Origin of the sequence: Terrisphaera buseokensis, assembly GCF_047521145.2 — a bacterium.
In the GTDB taxonomy this organism is placed as follows: Bacteria; Verrucomicrobiota; Verrucomicrobiia; order Opitutales; family Opitutaceae; genus ER46.
This window is the reverse complement of the sequence record NZ_CM134186.1, coordinates 1,404,334-1,425,278: the sequence shown is the minus strand read 5'-3', so window position 1 is coordinate 1,425,278 and position 20,945 is coordinate 1,404,334. Positions and strand designations below refer to the sequence as shown.

General features: G+C 65.3%; 15 protein-coding genes. 12 read left to right on the top strand and 3 right to left on the bottom strand.

The genetic code is table 11. The features are described from left to right. Positions 1-44: 44 nt before the first annotated feature. Both ACLJEU_RS05150 and ACLJEU_RS05145 read right to left on the bottom strand, forming a co-directional pair. Positions 45-2,243, bottom strand: coding sequence for a TonB-dependent siderophore receptor (locus ACLJEU_RS05150; RefSeq protein WP_414660635.1), 2,199 nt, complete (start codon positions 2,241-2,243; stop codon positions 45-47). 196 nt (positions 2,244-2,439) lie between these two features. After that, the gene (locus ACLJEU_RS05145; RefSeq protein ID WP_414660636.1) at positions 2,440-3,186 is read right to left on the bottom strand and encodes a GntR family transcriptional regulator; all 747 of its coding nucleotides are present in this window, start codon (positions 3,184-3,186) and stop codon (positions 2,440-2,442) included. Between the two features lie 114 nt (positions 3,187-3,300). On the opposite strand from ACLJEU_RS05145, the gene ACLJEU_RS05140 reads away from it, so the two are divergent. The 7 genes from ACLJEU_RS05140 (at position 3,301) to ACLJEU_RS05110 (ending at position 10,231) form a co-directional block, all read left to right on the top strand. Beyond that, positions 3,301-4,320: a Gfo/Idh/MocA family protein gene (locus ACLJEU_RS05140; RefSeq protein WP_414660637.1), complete on the top strand. Its 1,020-nt coding sequence runs from the start codon at positions 3,301-3,303 to the stop codon at positions 4,318-4,320. A gap of 67 nt (positions 4,321-4,387) precedes the next feature. Then, complete coding sequence (locus tag ACLJEU_RS05135; RefSeq protein WP_414660638.1) at positions 4,388-5,710, top strand: hypothetical protein; 1,323 nt, start codon at positions 4,388-4,390, stop codon at positions 5,708-5,710. 37 nt (positions 5,711-5,747) lie between these two features. Continuing rightward, positions 5,748-6,707, top strand: a complete 960-nt coding sequence (locus ACLJEU_RS05130; protein ID WP_414660639.1) for a Gfo/Idh/MocA family protein — start codon at positions 5,748-5,750, stop codon at positions 6,705-6,707. 142 nt (positions 6,708-6,849) lie between these two features. Continuing rightward, on the top strand, positions 6,850-7,671 hold the full coding sequence (locus ACLJEU_RS05125; protein ID WP_414660640.1) for an HpcH/HpaI aldolase family protein: 822 nt from the start codon (positions 6,850-6,852) through the stop codon (positions 7,669-7,671). A 199-nt stretch (positions 7,672-7,870) separates the two neighbouring features. Next, a complete protein-coding gene (locus ACLJEU_RS05120; protein ID WP_414660641.1) occupies positions 7,871-8,629 on the top strand; it encodes a glucose 1-dehydrogenase in 759 nt (252 codons plus the stop codon). A 40-nt stretch (positions 8,630-8,669) separates the two neighbouring features. After that, a complete protein-coding gene (locus tag ACLJEU_RS05115; RefSeq protein ID WP_414660642.1) occupies positions 8,670-9,455 on the top strand; it encodes an SDR family oxidoreductase in 786 nt (261 codons plus the stop codon). Further along, a complete protein-coding gene (locus tag ACLJEU_RS05110) occupies positions 9,452-10,231 on the top strand; it encodes an SDR family oxidoreductase (RefSeq protein ID WP_414660643.1) in 780 nt (259 codons plus the stop codon). The genes ACLJEU_RS05115 and ACLJEU_RS05110 overlap by 4 nt, the downstream gene beginning before the upstream one ends. 131 nt (positions 10,232-10,362) lie before the next feature. On the opposite strand, the gene ACLJEU_RS05105 is transcribed toward ACLJEU_RS05110, so the two are convergent. Further along, a complete protein-coding gene (locus ACLJEU_RS05105) occupies positions 10,363-11,262 on the bottom strand; it encodes an alpha/beta hydrolase family protein (protein WP_414660644.1) in 900 nt (299 codons plus the stop codon). Between the two features lie 385 nt (positions 11,263-11,647). Between ACLJEU_RS05105 and ACLJEU_RS05100 the strand changes: the two genes are divergently transcribed. The 5 genes from ACLJEU_RS05100 (at position 11,648) to ACLJEU_RS05080 (ending at position 20,943) form a co-directional block, all read left to right on the top strand. After that, positions 11,648-12,901, top strand: a complete 1,254-nt coding sequence (locus tag ACLJEU_RS05100) for an MFS transporter (RefSeq protein ID WP_414660645.1) — start codon at positions 11,648-11,650, stop codon at positions 12,899-12,901. A gap of 111 nt (positions 12,902-13,012) precedes the next feature. Further along, positions 13,013-15,964, top strand: coding sequence for an FAD-binding and (Fe-S)-binding domain-containing protein (locus tag ACLJEU_RS05095; RefSeq protein ID WP_414660646.1), 2,952 nt, complete (start codon positions 13,013-13,015; stop codon positions 15,962-15,964). A gap of 235 nt (positions 15,965-16,199) precedes the next feature. Continuing rightward, positions 16,200-16,667, top strand: coding sequence for a MarR family winged helix-turn-helix transcriptional regulator (locus ACLJEU_RS05090; RefSeq protein ID WP_414660647.1), 468 nt, complete (start codon positions 16,200-16,202; stop codon positions 16,665-16,667). After that, on the top strand, positions 16,664-17,812 hold the full coding sequence (locus ACLJEU_RS05085) for an efflux RND transporter periplasmic adaptor subunit (RefSeq protein WP_414660648.1): 1,149 nt from the start codon (positions 16,664-16,666) through the stop codon (positions 17,810-17,812). The genes ACLJEU_RS05090 and ACLJEU_RS05085 overlap by 4 nt, the downstream gene beginning before the upstream one ends. Further along, positions 17,809-20,943: an efflux RND transporter permease subunit gene (locus ACLJEU_RS05080; RefSeq protein ID WP_414660649.1), complete on the top strand. Its 3,135-nt coding sequence runs from the start codon at positions 17,809-17,811 to the stop codon at positions 20,941-20,943. The genes ACLJEU_RS05085 and ACLJEU_RS05080 overlap by 4 nt, the downstream gene beginning before the upstream one ends. Positions 20,944-20,945: the final 2 nt, after the last annotated feature.

Here is a 20,945-nt window from a genome sequence, read left to right as displayed (position 1 = left end):
GGAATGGAGGCGGAGGCCGCCGGCGGCCGGCGGCGTCGGCGTGATTAGAACTTGTAGGACGTGGAGAGCTTGAACGTCCGGGGCGGGCTCGGGTCGACGAAGAGCGGCGACTGCGCGCCCATCGCGAATTCCTTGTCGAGGACGTTTTCGACGTTCAGGCGGAACGTCCAGTTCTTGTCGTACCGGTAGCCCACGAAGGCGGTCGCGTTCCAGACGGACTCGAGCGTGATCGGGTGCGGCGTGACGCCGACGGGATACGTGATGTTGCCCGCGGTGGCGAAATAGTTGCCGCCCGTCTTGCTGGCGCCGCCGCCAATGCTGAAACCCTTCAGCGGTCCCGGAGCGAAATCGTAACGGGTGAAGAAGCTGTAGAGGCTGTCGTAGGTATTGTTGAGCTTTGCGCCGTTCTGATCCTTCACCGTGCCCTTGTAGGCACTGACGAGGATCTGCCATTCCGGAATCGGCGAGTAGGCGACCGTGGCGTCCCAGCCCTTCTGCTTCTGGAGACCGCTCGCGATGAAGTACGAGATGCCGGTGATCGGGCTGATGCCGCCCTGCAGCACGGCGACATTGGTCAGCTCCATGTTGTAGAACGAGAGCGTCGCGGAGAGTTTGCCGTCGAAGAGCGCGGTCTTGACGCCGACTTCCTTGCCCTTGCCGACCTGGGCGGGAAGCAGCACGCCATTGATGTCGCGGGTGTTGCTGTTGCCCTGGGGCGCGAAGGTCGTGGAGTCCAAGCCGAAGACCGCGATGTCCTTGGTCACGTTGACGACGACGCCGTACCGGTGGAGCGTCTCGTCGAAGTTCACGACGCGCGTGCCGCCGGCAGTGTTGCGGGCCGTGATGACCGGCACGTCATTGATCTGCAGCGTGGCCGCGCTGAGGCCGCCCACGAGGATGAGGCGATCCGGGATGACGGTGGCCTGATGCTGGTAGTAATAGGTCGAGCGGCGGTTGTTCGTCCAGCTGCCGGTGACGGACGACGGACCGTAGGATTCCAGGGAAGGAACGACGACCTTGTCCATCTGCGGATTCGCGATCGGGAAACCCTGCACGCCGAACGCGGCGCTGTTGGTGAACGCGGCGCGCACGTATTCATCCGTGAGGGTGAAGCCGGCGGCGCTCTGGTTCTCGACGACGCCAATCTTGTAGTTGCCGAGGAAGTCCTGGTTCAGCACCCAGTTTTCCAGCCGCTGATAATTCCGGCGGGCGAAGAGATTGAAGACGTTGGTCTGCAGGTTGAGGCTGTTCGGCAGCACGTTCGTGCCTTCGCGCTCGTACTTGAGGTGCGAGATGGAGGTCTTCGACTCCCAGTTCGGCGAGAACCGGTGGAGGACGGCGACACGCTCGCGAATCTGCGTGTGATCTTCCATTACGCCCTTCGGGTAGTAGCCTTCGTCCCGGCCCGCGCCGGTGTAGAGCTTGCCGCTCGTGAGGACGAAGTTCTGCGCGCCGGCGATATTGGTCAGATCAGCGTAATCGAAGGCGAAGCGCACCGTGGTGTTCTTCAGGTCGATCTGGAGCGTCGGATGAATCGCGAAGCGGCGGTCGTCGACGTTCTTGAAATAAGCGTCGCCGTCCTGATAGGCGCCGACGGCGCGGTAGGAAATCTTGGCGCCGCCCACGGTTCCGGCGGGACCGGTGAAGTCGAACTCACCGCGATACTGGCCCCAGTCGTTGAGTGAAAAGTTCAACGTGCGCTGCACGGTGGACAGAGGCTTCTTGGTCGACTTGAGCACGACACCAGCAACACCGGCATTGGCGTAGAGCACGCCCGCGGGGCCGCGAATGACTTCGTACGAGTCGATGTTCACGTTGTCGCTGTACGGGACGTTCTCGATCGCGTCGTCCATGTAGGCGTTCAACGTGCGCGCGCCGCGGAGTCGGATCGATTCACCGCGGTAAAACTGCGACGCACCGGCGAACTGCAGCACGTCGGACGTGCGCGTGGCGCCGATGTCGTCGATTAAGTCGCGCGTCACCACCGTGACCGACTGCGGGATCTTGATCAGTTCCTGATTCGTTTTGAACCCGGTGGCGCTGTTGGTCGCGACGTAGCCCTTGCCTTGGGTCGTCGAGACTTCGAACCGGGAAATCATGATGGCTTCCTCCTTGGCCGCGGCGGAAGCCGCCGGGGCCGTGGGGGAAGTCTGGGCCAGAGCGGACGCGGCGGCGCACAGAGTCGCCACCAGCGCTGCGGTGGTCCGCCGCGTAAACGCGGGGACACGAGTGGGTGTGGTCATAGTCGGATCGATTTTTGGGGGTTCCGGTCTTGCGGGAGCAATGATGTATACAGACGGCGTCGGTCGGGTACCATTGTCAATTAATTTTGGCATACCATCGACCTCCCACCTGCGGATCCATCCTATTGCCGTCACACTGCAAGTAGGTCGGATGCACCCGTTCTCACGCAGGTAGGTTCGTCGCGCGCGGCACCGCCTACGCGCCGTAGGCGAGTTCTTCGGGGGTGAGTTCGCGCACGGTGACGCCGCTCTCGGCGCGCGTCATGACCAGCAGCAGGTGGTCGATCAATTCCTGCAAATGGAACTCCATCTCCCGCTTGGCGGCGCCGGCGTCGGACCGGACGATCGCGGCATGAATGGCTTCGTGCATACCGAGCACGGCTCGGCGGCGGGCGTCGGACTCGACCTTCATCACCGTGGGCTGGCCGGGGACCGTCGGCACGGCGAGCACCCGGTTGATCAGGTGCAGCCGGAGAATTTCCTTCTTCATCAGGTCGTTCCGGGCCGCCGTCATGATCGCGATGTGAAAACGCACGTCCTCGCGGACCAGTTCGCCAATCAGCGGCTGTTCGTCCGGCGCGGCGACGATTTGCTCCGTCAGCCGCTGCATCGCCTCCAGGGCGAACCGGATTTCCCGCAGATCGGTGTCCGTGTGGTTCAAGGCGGCCAGGCCCGCGGCGTGGCTTTCGAGCGCGAGGCGCAGTTCGCACATCTCCCGAAATTCCTTTAACTCCATCTGCTTCACGCTGGCGCCCAAATGCGGCCGAATCGTGACCAATCCGTCCGTCTCGAGTTTGCGCAACGCATCGCGCACCGGGGTCCGGCTCACCTTGATGTCCTCCGCCAGCACCTCGGTCAGCAACGCGTGCCCCGGAGGATACTCCCCGCTGAGAATTCGCTTACGAATGAAGTCGTAAGCAATATCTGAGTTGACTTTCTTCATAGGCAGAGGAGATACGCCTGTATACAGATTGGCAAGCGCACAAAACCTGCGATGGTCTGAGGCAGTTCAGCCCGATCGCGATCGTCCCGCGTTGTTTCCGGAATCACACCTTTCATGGCCCTTCACTCTCTTCTGATTATTGGTTGTGGCAGCATCGGCGAGCGCCATCTGCGTTGTTTTCAACGCACCGGCCGCGCCCAGGTCAGCGCCTGCGACGCAAATCCCGCCCTGTTGGAAACGATGGCCAAGACCTACCAGGTCCCGACCTTCGACCACTGGGAAAAAGCCCTCGCGGCGCAGCGGTTCGACGCCGTCGTCATCTGCACGCCGGCGCATTTCCACATTCCGATGGCGGTGAGGGTGCTGCAGCAGGGTTGCCACGTGCTGATTGAGAAACCCCTTTCGCAGTCAATGGCCGGCGTCGACGACCTGCTGAAAGCCCACGCGCTTTCGGGCAAGCAGGCGTCCGTCGCGTATGTGCTGCACGTCTACCCGCTGCTGATCCAGGCGCGCGAATTCCTGCGCAGCGGCGAGTTCGGCCCCATCCGCCACGTGACGTCCACGAGCGGGCAGTATTTTCCCGGCGGCCGGCCCGCGCACACCGTGCACTATTCGCAGACGTATTATCGCGATCGGAAGATGGGCGGTGGGGCGATTCAGGACGCGCTCACGCACACCGCGAACTGGGTCGAGAGTGTCGTGGGCCCGACCGACAGCGTGCTGTGCGACTGCGCGCATCAGGTGTTGCCGGGGGTGACGGTCGAGGACACGGTCAACGTGAGTGCCCGCCACGGCGACATCCTCGTGAACTACACGCTCAACCAGTTTCAAGCGCCCAACGAAAGCACGCTGCAGTTCAACACCGCCGCGGGCAGCGTGAAGATCGAGTTTCACCATCGCCGCTGGGGCACCTTCAAGCTCGGCGACGCCGCGTGGAACTGGCGTGACGTGCCGCCCGCCGATCGCGATGCGCCCTTCATCGCGCAGGCGGAGGCGTTCCTCGATCAAATCGAAGGCAAGCCGTCGCGGTTGTGCTCGCTCGAGGCCGCCGCCAGGACGCTGCGCTTCAACCTCGCCGCTCTCGCCTCCGCCGACGCCGGCGCGCGCGTCCACTGTGACCGCGTGATCGCCTGAGCTTGAGGCCGCCTCTGCGCTCTCCGCTTCTCTCCACCCGCTCCCAGCTTCAACCTGGTTTCCTCCCGTGAAAAACCGCACCGCTCGCAAGCCGTCCGCCCGCCGCCCCGCGCGTGCCTCATCCCAGCGCAGCACCGCCGCGACCCGCCCCGACAAAGCCGCTCGTCGGGCCAAGGCTCCCGTCCCGCCCGCCGCCATCGACATCGACGCCAACCGCAGGCTGCTGAATCGGTATCGCTTCGTGCAGCATGAAGGCATGCGCATTCTCGCGGGGTGGCTGCCGCGGGCGGAGACATTTGAGCTGAAATGCGAGCTGGGCCGCACGCTGTGGGAGGATGCGTTGCACGTGAACGCACTCTACCTGCGGCTGCGGGAAATCCAGTCCCCCGCGTTTCAGAAGCCCGCGGACACCGCGCTGGTCACATTGATGGGAGAAGTGCTGCACGCGCCGGACGAGTGGGCGCTGGCCTTGGGTCTCTTCCGCGTTGTCACGCCGAGCCTCATCGCCGCCCTCGCCACACACGAGACCGCGACTTTCCCCAACAGCGACCAGCCGAGCGTGCACGCCATCAAGCACGCGCTGCTCGATCTCCGCGCCCAACTCGAACGCGTGGAGCCGATCCTCGCCGCGGCGGAACGCGCCGGGAAGATCCGGCCCGCCACTCGCGCCTGGGAAAACTACATCGCCGGCCTGCTGGCTTTCGCCGGCGGCGTCAGTGGCCTGAATCCGCGCCCGGCCGCGCCGCCCGCCGCGCCCGCCTGCCGCCAGGAGTTCACCGTGCCGCGCGAAGCCGGCCGAGACGAACGTTTCACCAACCGCGCCGCCGATCTCGAGCCGATGCCCGGCGAGGAAAACTACCACGACCACACGGTCGAGGAGTTCGAACGCTACTCCACGGAGATGCTCGCCGCCGAAACGGTCGCGTTCGTGATGTTCACCGTCACCGGCATGCCGTGGGAATTCCAGTTCGACACCGCGCGGCATCTCTACGACGAGATCCGGCACTGCCTGATGGGTTACGAGTGGATGCGCGGCCACGGCATGGATCCGTTCAAGTCGCCGCAATATCTCCACATCTACAAATGGCGCAGCCAGTTTCCGCCCGTGATGCAGTACTGCATGCTGACGATGGGGAATGAAGTGCACGCCTTCCCGTACCGGCACCGCCGCGTCGAAGCCCACAAGGAATCCGGCGATCTGCTCAGCGAACAATTCGTGCGCTACGACATCGCCGACGAAACGCAGCACGTGCGCTTCGGCAATCGCTGGCTCCCCGAACTGCTGAAACACGTCGGCGAAAAACGCCCGCTGAAAAAGTACATCGACGATGCCCTCGAAGTCTGGCGCACCGAGTACCGCACCGGAAAGCTGACCATCAACGTCGAATGATCACCCGGCCCTCCTCCCTTTCGCGCCCTCGCCAACGATGAGCCTCGTCAAAGATCCTCACGCCATCCGGCTCGCCATGCTGGGCAGCACTCCCGGCAACGGTCACCCGTACTCGTGGAGCGCGATGTTCAACGGCTACAACCGCGAGGCGATGACGCGCGAGTGCCCGTTTGCCGGCATTCCCGTTTACCTCAACAAGCAGCCGGTCGAGACGCTCACGATTCCCGGGGCCAAGGTCACCCATATCTGCTGCGTCGGCGAAGGCGGCTTCACCGCCGAGCACGTCGCGAAATGCTCACTCATTCCGCACGTGGTGGAGAAGCCGACCGACGTTATCGGCCACGTCGACGCCGTCGTGATCGCGACCGACATCGGCGGCGAACATGTCGCGCGCGCCCGGCCGTTCATCGAGGCCGGCCTGCCGGTGTTCATCGACAAGCCGCTCACCGACAACGCGCCGGATCTCGCCACGTTCAAGGCCTGGGTCGCCGCCGGCAAACCGATCATGTCGTCGAGCAGCATGCGGTACACGAAGGAGTTCATGCCGTATCGCATCTCGACGAAGGAGCTCGGTGATCTCCGCTTCGTCAGCATCACGACCCCGAAGAGCTGGGAAACGTACGGCATCCACGCCCTCGAGGGCATCTATCCGATCCTCGGCCCCGGCTTCATCTCCGCCCGCAACACCGGCACCATCGACCGCAATATCGTGCACCTCAAACACGCGTGCGGCGCCGATGTCGTCGTGGTCGCGTCCGCCGACATGTACGGCAGCTTCGGCTGCCTCCAGCTCTGCGGTACGGCGGGCAAGGTCCAGCTCTCGTCGGGCGACACGTTCTACTCGTTCAAGACGCAGCTCGAGGCCTTCATCGGCTATCTGCGCACGGGCGTGTACCCGTATCCGTTTTCCGAGACGGTCGAGCTCATGCAGCTCGTGATCGCGGGCATCCGCAGCCGCGAACAGGGCGGCCGTGAAGTGCTGCTCTCCGAAATCTGAAAACCCACTGCTTCCAAAAGCAGGAAACCAGGAAGCCCGGAATCCAAACCACCGACCACCACGCCATAGGCAGGACTCCGATCTCCTGGTTTCCTGGCTTCCTGTTCCCTCTTCTGTTTTCGCCACTCACCCAAACTCCTCAATGAAACTCCGTCCCAGCCGCGTCCTCAAACTCCTCCGCGCCGGCCAGCTTCCCACCGTGCTCAAAATCAATCTCTCGGATCCCCGGGTGGTTGAAATCGCCGGGCTCTCCGGCGCCGACGCCGTCTGGCTCTGCACGGAACACGTGCCGAACGACTGGCTGGGCCTCGAAAACCAGATCCGCGCCGCGCGCGTCCATAATATCGATACGCTCGTCCGCGTCGCCCGCGGCAGCTACAGCGACTACGTCAAGCCGCTCGAGGCCGACGCCACCGGCATCATCGTGCCGCACGTCGCGTCCGAGCAGGAGGCGCGGCAAATCGTGGAGTGGGTCCGCTTCCATCCCATCGGCAAGCGCGCCCTCGACGGCGGCAACATCGACGGCCAGTTCTGCCTCGTGCCGCTCCACGAGTATATCCAGCACTCCAATACCGAGCGCGTGATCATCCTGCAGATCGAGTCGCCCGAGGCACTCGAGAACGTCGAAAAGATCGCCGCGGTCCCCGGCTTCGACGGCATTCTCTTCGGCCCGGGCGATTTCAGCCATCGCATCGGCAAGGCCGGCCAGCTCGACGATCCGCAGGTCGTCGCCGCTCGCAAACGCGTGGCCGCCGCGTGCCGCGCCAACGGCAAGTTCGCCATGACCGCCGGCCTGATCGCGCCGCTGCCCGAACTCGTACAGGAAGGCTATCACGTGATCGGCATCGGCGCCGACGTCGTCGCCCTCACCGGCTACGTCAAGCAGCGGCTCGAACTCGTGCAGGGCCAGATCACCGCGCTGCCCGCCGGCCTCAAGCCGCCGGCCCGCTCGCCGTACGTCTAAGTCGGAATAATTCAGACGCCCGCGAATCACGCCCATCCATGCGAATGAAAACCAGCGGCCGTGGGCTCGCATCCAACGGTGAACGTCCCCGGGACCTGGGTCGACTTGGTTTCACCGCTAAAATTCGCGCCCATGGGCGTGATTCGCGGGCGGCCGTCCGCCTCGTTCCAGCCCGTTAGCTGAAATCTCTGCGTACTTCATGCGCCTGAAAAATCAGATCGCGATTGTCACGGGCGGGGCCTCTGGCTTCGGCGAAAGCATCAGCCACGCGTTCACCGCGGAAGGCGCCGCGGTCGTCGTCGCGGACCTGAATGCCGAGAAGGGCGAGCAGGTCGCCGCCGCCCTGGTGGCCAAGGGCCATCGAGCGCTTTTCTGCCGCACTGATGTCACGCGCACCGCCGACATGGCGCAGCTCGTGGAGACCACGGTCCAGCAGTTCGGCCGGCTCGACGTGATGGTCAACAACGCCGGCATCAGCCACGCGAACCAGCCGATGCTCAACGTCTCAGAAGCCGAGTTCGACCGCATCTTCCAGGTCAACGTCAAGAGCCTCTACCTTTCGGCCGTGCACTGCGTGCCGGTGTTTCGGCGCCAGCGCAGCGGCTGTTTCATCAACATCGGCTCGACCGCGGCGGTGCGCCCGCGCCCGGGCCTCACGTGGTACAATGGTTCGAAGGGCGCCGTCGTGCTCATCACGAAGTCGATGGCCGTCGAACTCGCTCCGGACAACATCCGCGCCAACGCCATCAATCCCGCGATCGCCGACACGCCGCTGTTGACGACCTTCATGGGCGGAGCCGACACGCCGGAAAACCGCGCGAAATTTACCGCCTCGATTCCGCTCGGCCGACTCGGGCGCTCGACCGACGTCGCCAACGCAGCCGTGTTCTTTGCGGACCCAGCTTCGGAGTTCGTCACCGGCGTCTGCATGGAAGTCGACGGCGGCCGCTGTATCTGAGTCATGCCTTTCTCCCTCCCAACTCCACGTCCACTCTCCCATGTCTGACGCTTCGTCCTTCTCCCTTCGCGACAAAGTGATCATCCAGTTCGGCGGCACCGGCCTGCTCGGCCGTGCGCTCGTCGCCGAACTCGCGGCCACGGGTTGCACCCTCATCGTCGCCTCGCGCAACCGCGCGTCGCTTCAATCTCTGGCCGACAAGGAAAAAGCCGCCGGCCGGATCGTCCTCATCGAGGAAACCGACATCGGCTCGGAGGCCTCGCTCCAAGCGCTGCGCGATCGCGTGCTCGCGCAACACCAGCGGGTCGACGGCATCGTGTTCAACGCCGTCAGCCGGCCGATGAAGTCGATGGACGATCCGCTCGACATCTGGCGCCAGTCGATGGAGGTCAACGCGACCGGCTTCTTCTCGACGGTGCGCACCTTCGGCGACGTCATGGCGAAGCAGAAGTCCGGCAGCATCGTGAACATCTCCTCCATCTACGGCATGGTCGGCAGCAACCTCTCGCTCTACGAGGGCACACCGATGAAGACCGCGCCGGACTATTTCTTCCACAAGGGCGGCATGCTCAACCTGACGCGCTACCTCGCCTCCCACTACGGCCACGCGGGCGTGCGGGTGAACGTCGTTTCACCGGGCGGCATCTACAATCCGGATACGCCGCAGCCGGCCCAGTTCATCGAGCGTTACAACAAGATCACCATGCTCGGCCGCATGGCCAACGCCCCCGAGGTCGCGGGCGCGGTGATTTTCCTCCTCAGCGACGCCTCCACCTACGTCACGGGCGCCAACATCCCGGTCGACGGCGGCCACACTGCAAAATGAAACCCTGGCACTCCCTCGAGGGCAAAACGATCTGGGTCACCGGTGGCGCGGGCTACCTCGGTTCGGCGATCACGGCCGAGCTCGACACGCAATGCGCGAAGGTCTTGTGCTTCGACCTCCCGGGCAAGGCCGAGGCCTTCGTGCGCGATCGCCAGCTCACGCGCACCCTCCCGCTGTCGCTCGACATCAACCACGCCGCCGGCCTCCCCGCTGCCATCGAGGCGCTGATTGCGGAGCACGGCGTGCCCGATGGCGTGGTTCATCTCGTGACCGCCTCCTCGAGCGGCAAACGCTTCGAGGTCCTCACGCCCGAGGAATTTCAACGCACCTTCGATCTCGCGCTCACGCCGACGTTTGTCCTGTGCCGCGCGATCGCCGAGCGCATGAAGGCCCGCGGCTCCGGCGCGTTCGTGCTGTTTTCCAGCATGTACGGCATGGTGTCGCCGGACCCGCGCATCTATCATGATCCGATGGCGCCCAACCCGATCGACTACGGCGCGAGCAAGGCGGCCACGTTGCAGATGTCGCGCTACCTCGCCGTGCACTACGGTCCCGCCGGCATCCGGTTCAACTGCGTGACGCCCGGTCCGTTTCCCAATCCGACCGTGCAGAAGAACCACGCGAGCTTCGTCGGCGATCTGAACCAAAAGACCGCCCTGCGCCGCATCGGCCAGAACGCCGAGATCGTCGGTCCCACGCTCTTCCTGCTCACCGACAGCGCGTCGTATGTCACCGGCCACAGCCTCGTGGTCGACGGCGGCTGGACGATTTGGTGAGTTTTGGGACTCGCGGTCCAAACACGTCCGTCCCGACCCCGTAGCTACGAGCGCCTGCGAGTGGCCGACTCCCACTCGCTGGCGCTCGCAGCCACGGGCTGATCGGCCAGGCGGATAGAGACCCGATCCACTTAAGGTCGGGCCGTGGGCTCCGCCGATTGACCCGTCCTGAGCAAAAACCGCGCGCCTTCCTGCCGCCAGCGCGTCGCGAGCGCATGGCCCACGGTGTCGTCGACGAGATCGTAGCGCAGCTGCGACGACGTCAGCGCGCGCCGCTGCTCGGCTGCGTTCAACGCGAACACGAACCGGGTGCAGGCCGCCGTGCTCACGCGGATGTCGGCGTTCCCGATCGTGACGTACAACCGCCGCCCCACGAGCGGCTCCACAAAATGATCGAGCGTCAGGGCGGCGACGTCCGCGCGATCCTTGACGGCCGCAAACTCGCGCAGCTCCCGCCAGTCCGTCACCGGCGCCAGCGCGGCCACGCTCGAAATCCGTGCATCCGCGGCCGCCAGCCGAATCGCGCAGTAACCGGCCCGCGACACGCCGCAGACCAGCACGCGACCGGTTTCCATCAGGCCGCGACGGAGGAGTTCATCGATGACCGCCTTTCCGTCCGCGATGACCAGCGCAAACGGATCGTCCCCCGCGATGAAACGCTCCCGCAGCCCGTCGATTCCCGATCCACGCCGGTCAATCCGCTCGCCGTGCGCCGGCAGATCGAACGTGGCCACACGATGCCCTTCGCTCAGGAACACCCGCGCGGGTTCGCCGAGCGATCCGTCCTTCAAGGACGACTGCCGGTCTCCACTGAGATTGAGCAACAGCAACGGCCGCGCCGCGAGCCGGCCCGCCGCGGGCGATTGAATTTCCACCAGCAACGTGGCGTCGCCGCGCTGCACCTGAATGAACTCGGTGACCACCGCCGCTTCACCGGCCCATCGCTCCGCCGCAGTCACGACGGGAGCAAGGCCGACCCGGCTCATCAGCACCGTCGCGAGAAGCAGGACGCGCAGGGGTGTTGCCATCATGAATCAATCCTTCCCATCGCGGAGCGTCGCGCAAGGTCGCAAACCGCGCATGCGCCACAACGTGAGTGCGCGTCCACGAGGATTTCCCCTGGGACCGCGGGCGCCCCCGCCCGCTCCGGACTCGAGGCGGACGAGCCCGCTCGCAGTCACCGGTAACGCACCCGCCGCGCCACGCGCAAATGCCATTGACCCACCCCCGGCCCCGAGGCTGCCTTGCTTCCACCAAAACGGTCTGCGCCGCGGTTCCCCTTGCCGCTCCCAGCCTGTGGTCGTCGCTGCGTTCGTCGCGCGGAATTGCTCTGACCGTCGAGCGCTGTCCCGCCTGACTGACCGCGCGCCATTCGTCGCATTTTCGTTCGCTCCCGCTCTCCCCATCGACCTCCGCATGCTTTCCCAACCGTGGCGCGTGGCGCTTTTCTTGTTTGTCGCCGCGGGCCTGAACTATGCGGACCGCACGGCGCTTTCATCGGTGATTCCGCCGCTGCGTCAGGACCTGGGCGCCACGGATGTCCAGATCGGCATTGCCGGCATGCTCTTTCTTTGGACCTACGCGATCGCCTCGCCGTTTGCGGGCAATCTCGCGGACCGTTTTTCCCGCTCGCGGATCGTGCTCTGGAGCCTGGTCACCTGGAGCGTCATCACGATCGCCACCGGCCTCGTGCAGAGCGTGATGATGCTCTTCGTCCTGCGCACCGCACTCGGCATCGCGGAGAGTTTCTACCTTCCGGCCGCGGGCGCGCTCCTCGGCGATCACCACGGACCGGCCACGCGCGGCCGGGCGATGGGTTTTCACATGCTCGGGCTCAACCTCGGCCTTGTGCTGGGCGGTTCCGCCGCGGGCTTGATGGCGGAACACTATGGCTGGCGGCTCGGCTTCTGGGTGCTCGGCGCGGTCGGCCTCCTGCTCGCGCTCGCCGCCCGCTTCCTGCTCAGCGACGGACCCGCGAAACTCCCGCCGGCCGCGGGCGGGGTCTCGCCGTCGAGCGCACGCGAGGCGTGGACATACCTGATGCGCGTGCCGTCGTTCCACTGCCTTCTGCTCAGCGCCATGGTCGCCGGCGTGGCGTCGTGGATCTTCCTGTCGTGGCTGCCGCTGTTCTTCGCTGAAAACTACGGGATGAAACTGGGCGCGGCCGGGCTCGCCGGCGTCGCGCTCTACAAAGGGCCTGTTTTCATCGGCATCGCGCTGGGCGGCTGGCTTTCGGACCGCGTCGCGCAACGCAACGCCCGCGGCCGGGCGTTGATCAAGGGACTGTCCTTCATCGTCAGCGCGCCGTTTCTGTTTCTCTTCATCGGCGCGCCCACGTTCGCGCTCGTCGCAACGATGATGATCGTCTCCTCGATCATCCGGGCGATCGGCCTTCCGAGCGAACATCCGATCGTCTGCGAAGTCGTGCCGCCGCAGTTTCGCTCGACCGCCATTGGCATTCTCAACACCTGCGGCTCGGCCGCCGGCGGCGTCGGGGTGCTGCTCGCCGGCATCTTCAAAAAGGACCTGGGCCTCAACGTAATCTTCGGGGCCTCGTCGTTCATCTACATCCTTGCCGGCGTCCTGATGCTGGTCGCCTACTGGTTCTCGATGGCGAAGGACATGCAACGCGCTGAGGCGTTCGCCGCCGCCAGCGGCCGCGCCGCCTGATTGCCGCTGGTGGCACCGCTCGCGATCCCGTTGACGGACGCGATCGGCTGCAATCTGTCGCGTTGCTTGGCTCCGTCCGGGCCGTTTCCCTTCTCCGTCTCTCTTCAGCCGATGATCACCGCCCCGTCCTCCACCGACGACCTTCCGTCCCTCGCCGCCCGGCTCGAGGGCGAACTCCACTTTGATCACGCGCGGCGCGTGCTGTACGCCACGGACGCGTCGGAGTATCAGGAACTGCCGGTGGCCGTCGCGCTGCCGAAATCGGAGGCGGACCTGCGGACGCTCCTCGCCTATGCGACGCAGCACCGGCTCGGCCTGATTCCCCGCGCGGCCGGCACGTCGCTCGCCGGCCAGGTGGTCGGCAGCGGGATCGTGGTCGATATCGGGCGCCACCTGAATCGCATCCTGAGTTACGACACCGCCCGCCGTCGCGTTCGCGTTCAACCGGGCGTGGTGCGCAACGATCTGAATCTGTTCCTGCAGCCGCACGGGGTTTTCTTCACACCCGAAACCTCCACCGCCAATCGCGCGATGATCGGCGGCATGGTTGGCAACAACTCCTGCGGCGCCAACTCGATCGTATACGGCACCACGCGCGAGCATCTGGTGTCGGCGCGCGGTTTCCTGAGCGACGGCTCCGAGGTCACGTTCGGTCCGCTCACGCGCGACGAGTTCGCCGCGAAGTGCGACGCCGCCGATTCGCTCGAGACGCGCATTTATCGCTTCGTCCGCGATCTCCTTTCCGAGCCGAAGAATCGCGCGCTGATCCGCGAGAACTATCCGAAGCCGACCGTCACGCGGCGCAACACGGGTTACGCGCTGGACCGCCTAATGGACAGCGCTGTCTTCGATGCGTCGTCGGACCGGCCGTTCAATCTCTGCCAGCTGCTCGCCGGTTCGGAAGGCACGCTGTTCTTCGGCGTCGAGTTCGAGCTCAACTGCGAACCGCTCCCGCCGCCCGGCGCGCTGATGTGCGCGCATTTCGCCAGCGTCCACGACTCGCTCAAGGCCACGCTCATCGCGATGCGCCACCGGCCGTTCGGCTGCGAACTGATCGACCGCCACATTCTCGAGTGCACGAAGGCGAATCTCGAACACGCGAAGAATCGCTTCTTCGTGCAGGGCGACCCGGGCGCCGTACTCGTGATCGAGATCCGCCACGCGGAACGCGCCACGATCGAAGCCGAGATGCGCGCCCTCGAAGCCGAGTTGCGCGCCGCCGGCCTCGGCTATGCGTTTCCCGTTCTCTGGGGCGACGACTGCACGAAGGTCTGGGACCTGCGCAAAGCCGGCCAGGGCCTGATGAACAACGTCGAGGGCGACGCGAAGCCGCGCGAGATCGTCGAGGACACCGCCGTGGCCGTCGAGGATCTGCCGGATTACATCGCCGAGTTCGATGCGTTGATGCGGGGCAAGTACGGCATCAGCTGCGTCTACTACGCGCACGCCGGCGCCGGCGAACTGCACACGCGGCCGCTCTTCAATCTGAAAACGGCGGAAGGGCTGAGGATGTTTCGCGCCATCGCGACCGACATCGCCACCCTCGTGAAAAAATTCCGCGGCTCGCTCTCCGGCGAACACGGCGACGGCCGGCTGCGCGGCGAGTTCATCAAGTTCATGGTCGGCGACGCGTGCTATGCGATGATGCGGCGCGTCAAGGAGACGTTCGATCCGCAGGGCGTGTTCAATCCCGGCAAGATCATCGACACGCCCCCGATGGACACGCACCTCCGGCACACGCCCGGCCATGTGACGCCCGACTACGCGACGATCTTCGATTTTGCGGCGGCCGGCGGCGTGCTCGCCGCCGCGGAGAAATGCACCGGCGTCGGCGAATGCCGCAAATCCCACCTGATGGGCGGCACGATGTGTCCGAGCTACATGGCGACGCGCAACGAGCAGGACACCACCCGCGCCCGCGCCAACATGCTGCGTCAGGTGCTCACGCATCCGCAATCCGTGCAGAATCCGTGGGACAGCGCCGAGGTGAAGGGCGTGATGGACCTCTGTCTCTCGTGCAAAGGCTGCAAGTCGGAGTGCCCGTCGAACGTCGACGTCGCCCGCCTCAAGGCCGAATGGCAGCAGCACTATTACGACGTGCACGGCGTGCCGTTTCGCTCCCGCCTCGTTGCCGGTTTCACCCGCAGCATGCGCCTGGCCGCGCTCGCGCCGTCGATCTACAATTGGTTCGCCACGTCGCGCGCGACGTCGTCGTTGATCAAAAAAATCTCCGGCTTCGCGGTGAAACGCAGCCTGCCCACGCTCCATGCCACGACGCTGCAGGCCTGGCACGCCCGCCACGCCAACCCGCCGACGCTGCGCTATCCCAACGGTCGCGTGCACCTGTTCTGCGACGAGTTCACGAACTACAACGACACCGGCGTCGGCATCAAAGCCGTCGAGCTCCTCAATCGCCTCGGCTACCAAGTGATCATTCCGCCGCACGTCGAAAGCGGCCGTGCGCACTTCTCGAAAGGCCTCGTGCGGCAGGCGCAGCAGTTTGCGGTGCGCAATGTGGAGTTGCTCAAGGACGTCGTGACGGAAGGCGCACCGCTCATCGGCATCGAGCCATCCGCGATCCTTGGTTTCCGCGACGAATATCCGGACCTGATGCCACCCGCGCTGAAGGACGCAGCCCGCGCGCTCGCGCGGAATGCGTTGCTAATCGACGAGTTCATCGCCCGCGAAATCACCGCGGGCCGGATCACCCGCGCGTCGTTCTCCTCGACGCCGCAGACGATCAAACTCCACGGCCACTGCCACCAGAAGGCGTTGTCTTCGCTCGTACCCACCGTGCGGATGCTCGAACTCCCGGCCAACACGAAGGTGCAGCTGATTCCCTCCGGGTGCTGCGGGATGGCGGGATCGTTCGGCTATGAGGAGGAGCACTTCGACGTCTCCCAGCAGATCGGCGAACTCGTGCTTTTTCCCACCGTCCGCGCCGCTCCGGCCACCACGCTCATCGCCGCGCCGGGCACCAGCTGCCGGCATCAAATCAAGGACGGCACGGGCCGGGTGGCCTTGCATCCCGTGGAAATCCTGCACGCCGCGCTGCTGGATTGACGCGGCTTCGGGGACCGGCCCGTCCCGGGCATTTCTTGGCTACGAGCGCCAGCGAGTGGCGATGCAGCCACTCGCTGGCGCTCGTAGCCACGGACAATCACGTGGTCGACGAGCCACGGGGAATCGCCCCACGACGCTCGTAGGACAAAGTCCTGATCTCCGGCTGTCTCCTGGCGGCAAACTCCGCGCTTGCGCCAGAGGTAAGCTAGCTTACCAAAAGACTTCACCCCTCGTCATGGCCCGCCCCCGCCCCTTGTTTGAGCACAGCTTTGGTTTCATTCTCAGCGACATCAGTCGCCTGGCTCGGACTGAGTTTGACCGTCGGGTGCGGAGTCTCGGAGTTACCCGCGCTCAATGGCTCCTGCTGCTGCATCTCGCGCGCCGGCCAGGTTGCACGCAGAGCGATCTTGCCGACGCGATGCAGATCCAAAAAATCACCGTCAGCCGGCATGTCGACCGGCTCGTGCGCGCAGGAAGAATTGAGCGCCGCGATCACGCCGACGACGCGCGCGCCTATCACCTTTACCTCACCAAGAAAACCCAGCCGCTGATCGAAAAGCTGGCCACGGTGGCGGAGGCGATGCGCGTGGAGTACATGCAGGGTCTTTCCGCCGCCCGCCGCGACGCGCTCATCGCCGACTTGCTGCACATCAAATCCAACTTGCTCCGCATGGATGCGGACGCCCGTCGACGCTGCCCATGATGAAACGTCCCCTCCTTCCGCTCCTGCCCGCCCTGCTGGTCCTCGCCGCCTGCAAACCCGGCAGCAACGCACCCGCCGCCACCGGCGCGCCGCCGGCCGTTCCCGTCCAGGTGGCCGTGACCCAGCAGCTCGACGTGCCGCGCCTCATCGAGTCGGTCGGATCGATCCAGGCCCTGCGCACCGTCGCGGTGAAGTCACAGATCGACGGCATGATCGCCACCATCCACTTCAAGGAAGGCGACGAGGTGAAGGCCGGCGATCTGCTCGTCACGCTGGATCGCCGTCCGCTGGAAAACTCGCTGCGCATCGCGCGCGCCGATCTCGCCAACGTCCGCGCCGAGTTCACCAAGGCCTCGGCCGACGTCGAACGCTACCAGCAGCTGACGCAGCAGGACGCGATTTCCAAGGAACAGTTCGCGCAGCTGGCCACGAAGTCCGAAACCACGAAGGCGCTCGTCCAGGCCAAGGAAGCCGCCGTCGCCAACGCGGAGCTGCTGCTCGGCTACACCGAGATTCGCGCGCCCATCGCGGGCCGCACCGGGCAGCTCATCCTGCACGAAGGCGCGCTCGTGAAGGCCAACGACGTCAACCAGTCGATCGTCACGCTCAACCAGCTCGCCCCGATCGCCGCCGCTTTCGCCGTCCCCGAGGTCACGCTGGCCGCAATCCGCGCCGCCCTCGTGTCCGGCAACGCCACGGTCGCCGTCAGCGATCGCACGTCCGGCGTGGCGCGCACCGACGGCAAGCTGAGTTTCTTCGACAACGCCGTCGATCCCACCACCGGCACCATCGTGCTGAAGGCGCTCTTCGACAACGCCGACCACACGCTGTGGCCCGGCCAGTTCGTCCAGGTCCAGACCCGCATCGGCGTCGATCGCGGTGCCATCGTCGTGCCCGCTTCCGCCGTGCAGGTCGGGCAGTCCGGTTCGACCGTCTACGTGGTCCAGGCCGATGAACGCGTCGAACTGCGCCCGGTCAAGGTCATGCGCGCCTCGGGCGATCAACTCCTCATCGCCGAGGGCCTGCGCGCGGGGGAGACGGTCGTGACCGACGGCCAGCTCCGACTCGTGCCTGGCGTCAAGGTCCAAGCCAGGACCCTCGCCGCGGCCGTCGCCTCCGGCAAACCCACTGCCGCCTCCCCATGAACCTTCCCGCGCTCTGTATCCGTAGACCGGTGATGACGACGCTGCTGACCGCGGCGCTCTGCGTGTTCGGCGCGATGGCCTACCGGTTCCTGCCGGTCAGTGACCTGCCCAACGTCGACTTTCCCACGATCGTGGTCACCGCGACGCTCCCCGGCGCCACGCCGGAGACGATGGCCTCGGCGGTCGCCACGCCGCTTGAGCAGCAGTTCTCCACCATCGCCGGCATCGATTCGATGACGTCGACGAGTTCGCTCGGCGCCACGGCCATCACCCTGCAGTTCGCCCTCGAGCGCAACATCGACGCCGCCGCGCAGGACGTGCAGTCCGCGCTCGCCGCCGTGCAGCGCCGGCTCCCGAACGACATGCCGGCGCCGCCGTCGTTTCGCAAAACGAACCCGGCCGATTCACCGATCCTTTTCATGTCGGTCACATCGCCATCACTGCCGCTCTCGGTCGTGCATGAGTTCGCCGAAACCAGGGTCGCGCAACGTCTCTCGATGGTCGACGGCGTCGCGCTCGTGCAGGTGTATGGCGCCCAGAAATACGCGCTGCGGGTGCAGCTTGATCCACGCGCGCTGGCAAGCCGCGGGATCACGCTCGACGAGGTGCGCACCGCGCTCACGTCGCACAACGTCAATCTTCCGACCGGCATCCTCGACGGCAACCAGCAGACCGTGACCGTCGTCGCCTCCGGCCAGCTCGCGAACAGCGCCGAGTTCAGCCAGATTGTCGTGGCCTACCGCAACAACGCCCCGGTCCGGCTCGGGGAACTGGCCCAGGTGATCGACAACGTGCAGGACAACCGCGTCGGCTACTGGTTCTACAAAAACGGCATTGGCAATCGCGCGATCGGCCTGGGCATCCAGCGTCAGCCCGGCACGAACACGATTGAGCTCGTCAGCCGCATCCGCGCGCTGCTGCCGACCCTGCGCCAGCAGATGCCCGCCTCGGTCGGCATCGAGATCCTGATGGACAAGTCGATCTCCGTGCGGGAGTCGGTGCACGACGTGCAGTTCACGCTCGTACTGTCGGTCGCGCTCGTGGTGCTCGTGATCTTCCTCTTCCTGCGGTCGCTCACCGCCACGATCATCCCGTCCTTCGCGATCCCGATGGCGTTGCTCGGCACGTTCATCGTGATGCACTTCTTCGGGTACACGCTGGACAACCTCTCGTTGCTGGCGCTCACGCTCTCCGTGGGCTTCGTGGTCGATGACGCGATCGTGATGCTCGAAAATATCGTGCGCTACATCGAGCAGGGCATGCCGGTGCGCGAGGCGGCGTTCAAGGGCGCGGGCGAAATCGGTTTCACGATCATGTCGATGACGCTCTCGCTCGTCGCCGTGTTCATCCCGGTGCTGTTCATGGGCGGCATTCTCGGCCGCCTGCTGCATGAATTCGCGGTGACGATCACGGCCTCGATTCTGGTGTCGGGCCTGGTGTCGCTCACCCTCACGCCGATGTTGTGCAGTCGTTTTCTCAAGCCGCATCGCGCCGGCGCGACGAACGGCCACGGCCGGATGTATCAGGCGAGCGAGCGCGCGTTCAACCGCATGGTGTCGCTCTATGAACGCACCCTGCGCGCCGCGATGCGCCACCGGCTCCTCACGGTCAGCGTGGCCGGCGTCATGGTCATTCTGACCGTGGTCGTCGGACGCGTGCTGCCGACGGGTTTCATTCCGACCGACGACACGAACCAGATCTTCGTCTTCACGGAGGGCGCGCAGGATGTGTCGTTCTCGGAGATGGTGAAACACCAGGAGGCCGCAGCGGCCATCGTCGCGCAGCATCCGGCCGTCGAGGCGTTCATGTCGGCCCTCGGCGGCGGCCCCACGGTGTCCACGACCAATCAGGGGCGCATGTTCATGCGGTTGAAGCCGCGGAGCCAGCGGCCACCTGCCGCCGAGATCGTCCAGGATCTCCGCAAAAAGTTGGCCGTCATTCCCGGTCTGCGCTGCTACCCGCAAATCCTGCCCCCGATCCGCATCGGCGGATCGCTGACCAAGGCGCTTTATCAGGTGACGCTCTTCGGTACCGATCTGAACGAACTCTACGGCGCCGCGCAGGCCATTGAGAAGAAGATGCGCGCCATCGGCGACCTGCAGGACGTGAATTCGGATCTGCAGATCTCGAATCCGCAGCTCCGCGTGGCCATCAAGCGCGATCGCGCCGCGGCGCTCGGCATCTCGCCGCAGCAAATCGAGGAGTCGCTCTACAGCGCCTACGGCTCGCGCCAGGTTTCCACGATCTACACGCCGACGAACCAGTACTTCGTCATCATGGAGATGGCCCCGGAGTTTCAAAAAAACTCCGACGCGCTGTCGCTGCTCTATTTGCGGACGAAGTCGGGCAAGGTGATCCCGCTCGACGCGGTGGCCGAGCTCAAGCGCGAGGTCGGTCCGCTCACGGTGAACCATCTCGGTCAGGTGCCGGCCGTCACGATCTCGTTCAATCTGCGGCCCGGTTTCTCGCTCGGTCAGGCCACCGAGATCGTGAGCGAACTCGCCCGCAAGGAACTGCCCGCAGCGATCAGCTTCGGCTTCCAGGGTTCGGCCCAGGCCTTCGCCTCGTCGATGCAGGGCCTCGGGCTGCTGCTGATCATGGCGGTGCTCGTGATCTACATCGTGCTCGGAATTCTATATGAGGACTTCATCCATCCGATCACCATTCTTTCCGGCCTGCCCGCGGCGAGTTTCGGCGCGCTCGGCACGCTCTGGCTGTTCAAGGAGGAACTGAACGTGATGGGCTACGTCGGCATCATCCTGCTGATCGGCATCGTGAAGAAGAACGCGATCATGATGATCGACTTCGCCCTCGCCGCGCGCTCTCAGCACGAAATCACCGCGGAGACGGCCATCGTCCAGGCGTGTCTCGTGCGCTTCCGGCCGATCATGATGACCACCTTCGCCGCCCTCGCCTCGGCCATTCCGATCGCGCTGGGACTCGGTGCCGGCGCCGACTCGCGGCGTCCGCTCGGCCTCGCCGTCGTCGGCGGACTGGTCGTTTCCCAGCTGCTGACGCTCTACATCACACCGGTGATCTACGTGTACCTGGACCGTTTCACGGCGAAGGCGCGCAAACGGATCGCGCAGCGCGAGCCGGCCGCCGGCGGCGAGCCCGCGATGGCGAAATAAGG

Coding starts and splice junctions, on each gene's coding strand:
- ACLJEU_RS05095 (WP_414660646.1), top strand. CDS start 13,013: ATGATCACCGCCCCGTCCTCCACCGACGACCTTCCGTCCCTCGCCGCC.
- ACLJEU_RS05150 (WP_414660635.1), bottom strand. CDS start 2,243: ATGACCACACCCACTCGTGTCCCCGCGTTTACGCGGCGGACCACCGCA.
- ACLJEU_RS05090 (WP_414660647.1), top strand. CDS start 16,200: ATGGCCCGCCCCCGCCCCTTGTTTGAGCACAGCTTTGGTTTCATTCTC.
- ACLJEU_RS05100 (WP_414660645.1), top strand. CDS start 11,648: ATGCTTTCCCAACCGTGGCGCGTGGCGCTTTTCTTGTTTGTCGCCGCG.
- ACLJEU_RS05125 (WP_414660640.1), top strand. CDS start 6,850: ATGAAACTCCGTCCCAGCCGCGTCCTCAAACTCCTCCGCGCCGGCCAG.
- ACLJEU_RS05110 (WP_414660643.1), top strand. CDS start 9,452: ATGAAACCCTGGCACTCCCTCGAGGGCAAAACGATCTGGGTCACCGGT.
- ACLJEU_RS05120 (WP_414660641.1), top strand. CDS start 7,871: ATGCGCCTGAAAAATCAGATCGCGATTGTCACGGGCGGGGCCTCTGGC.
- ACLJEU_RS05085 (WP_414660648.1), top strand. CDS start 16,664: ATGATGAAACGTCCCCTCCTTCCGCTCCTGCCCGCCCTGCTGGTCCTC.
- ACLJEU_RS05105 (WP_414660644.1), bottom strand. CDS start 11,262: ATGATGGCAACACCCCTGCGCGTCCTGCTTCTCGCGACGGTGCTGATG.
- ACLJEU_RS05130 (WP_414660639.1), top strand. CDS start 5,748: ATGAGCCTCGTCAAAGATCCTCACGCCATCCGGCTCGCCATGCTGGGC.
- ACLJEU_RS05080 (WP_414660649.1), top strand. CDS start 17,809: ATGAACCTTCCCGCGCTCTGTATCCGTAGACCGGTGATGACGACGCTG.
- ACLJEU_RS05115 (WP_414660642.1), top strand. CDS start 8,670: ATGTCTGACGCTTCGTCCTTCTCCCTTCGCGACAAAGTGATCATCCAG.
- ACLJEU_RS05145 (WP_414660636.1), bottom strand. CDS start 3,186: ATGAAGAAAGTCAACTCAGATATTGCTTACGACTTCATTCGTAAGCGA.
- ACLJEU_RS05140 (WP_414660637.1), top strand. CDS start 3,301: ATGGCCCTTCACTCTCTTCTGATTATTGGTTGTGGCAGCATCGGCGAG.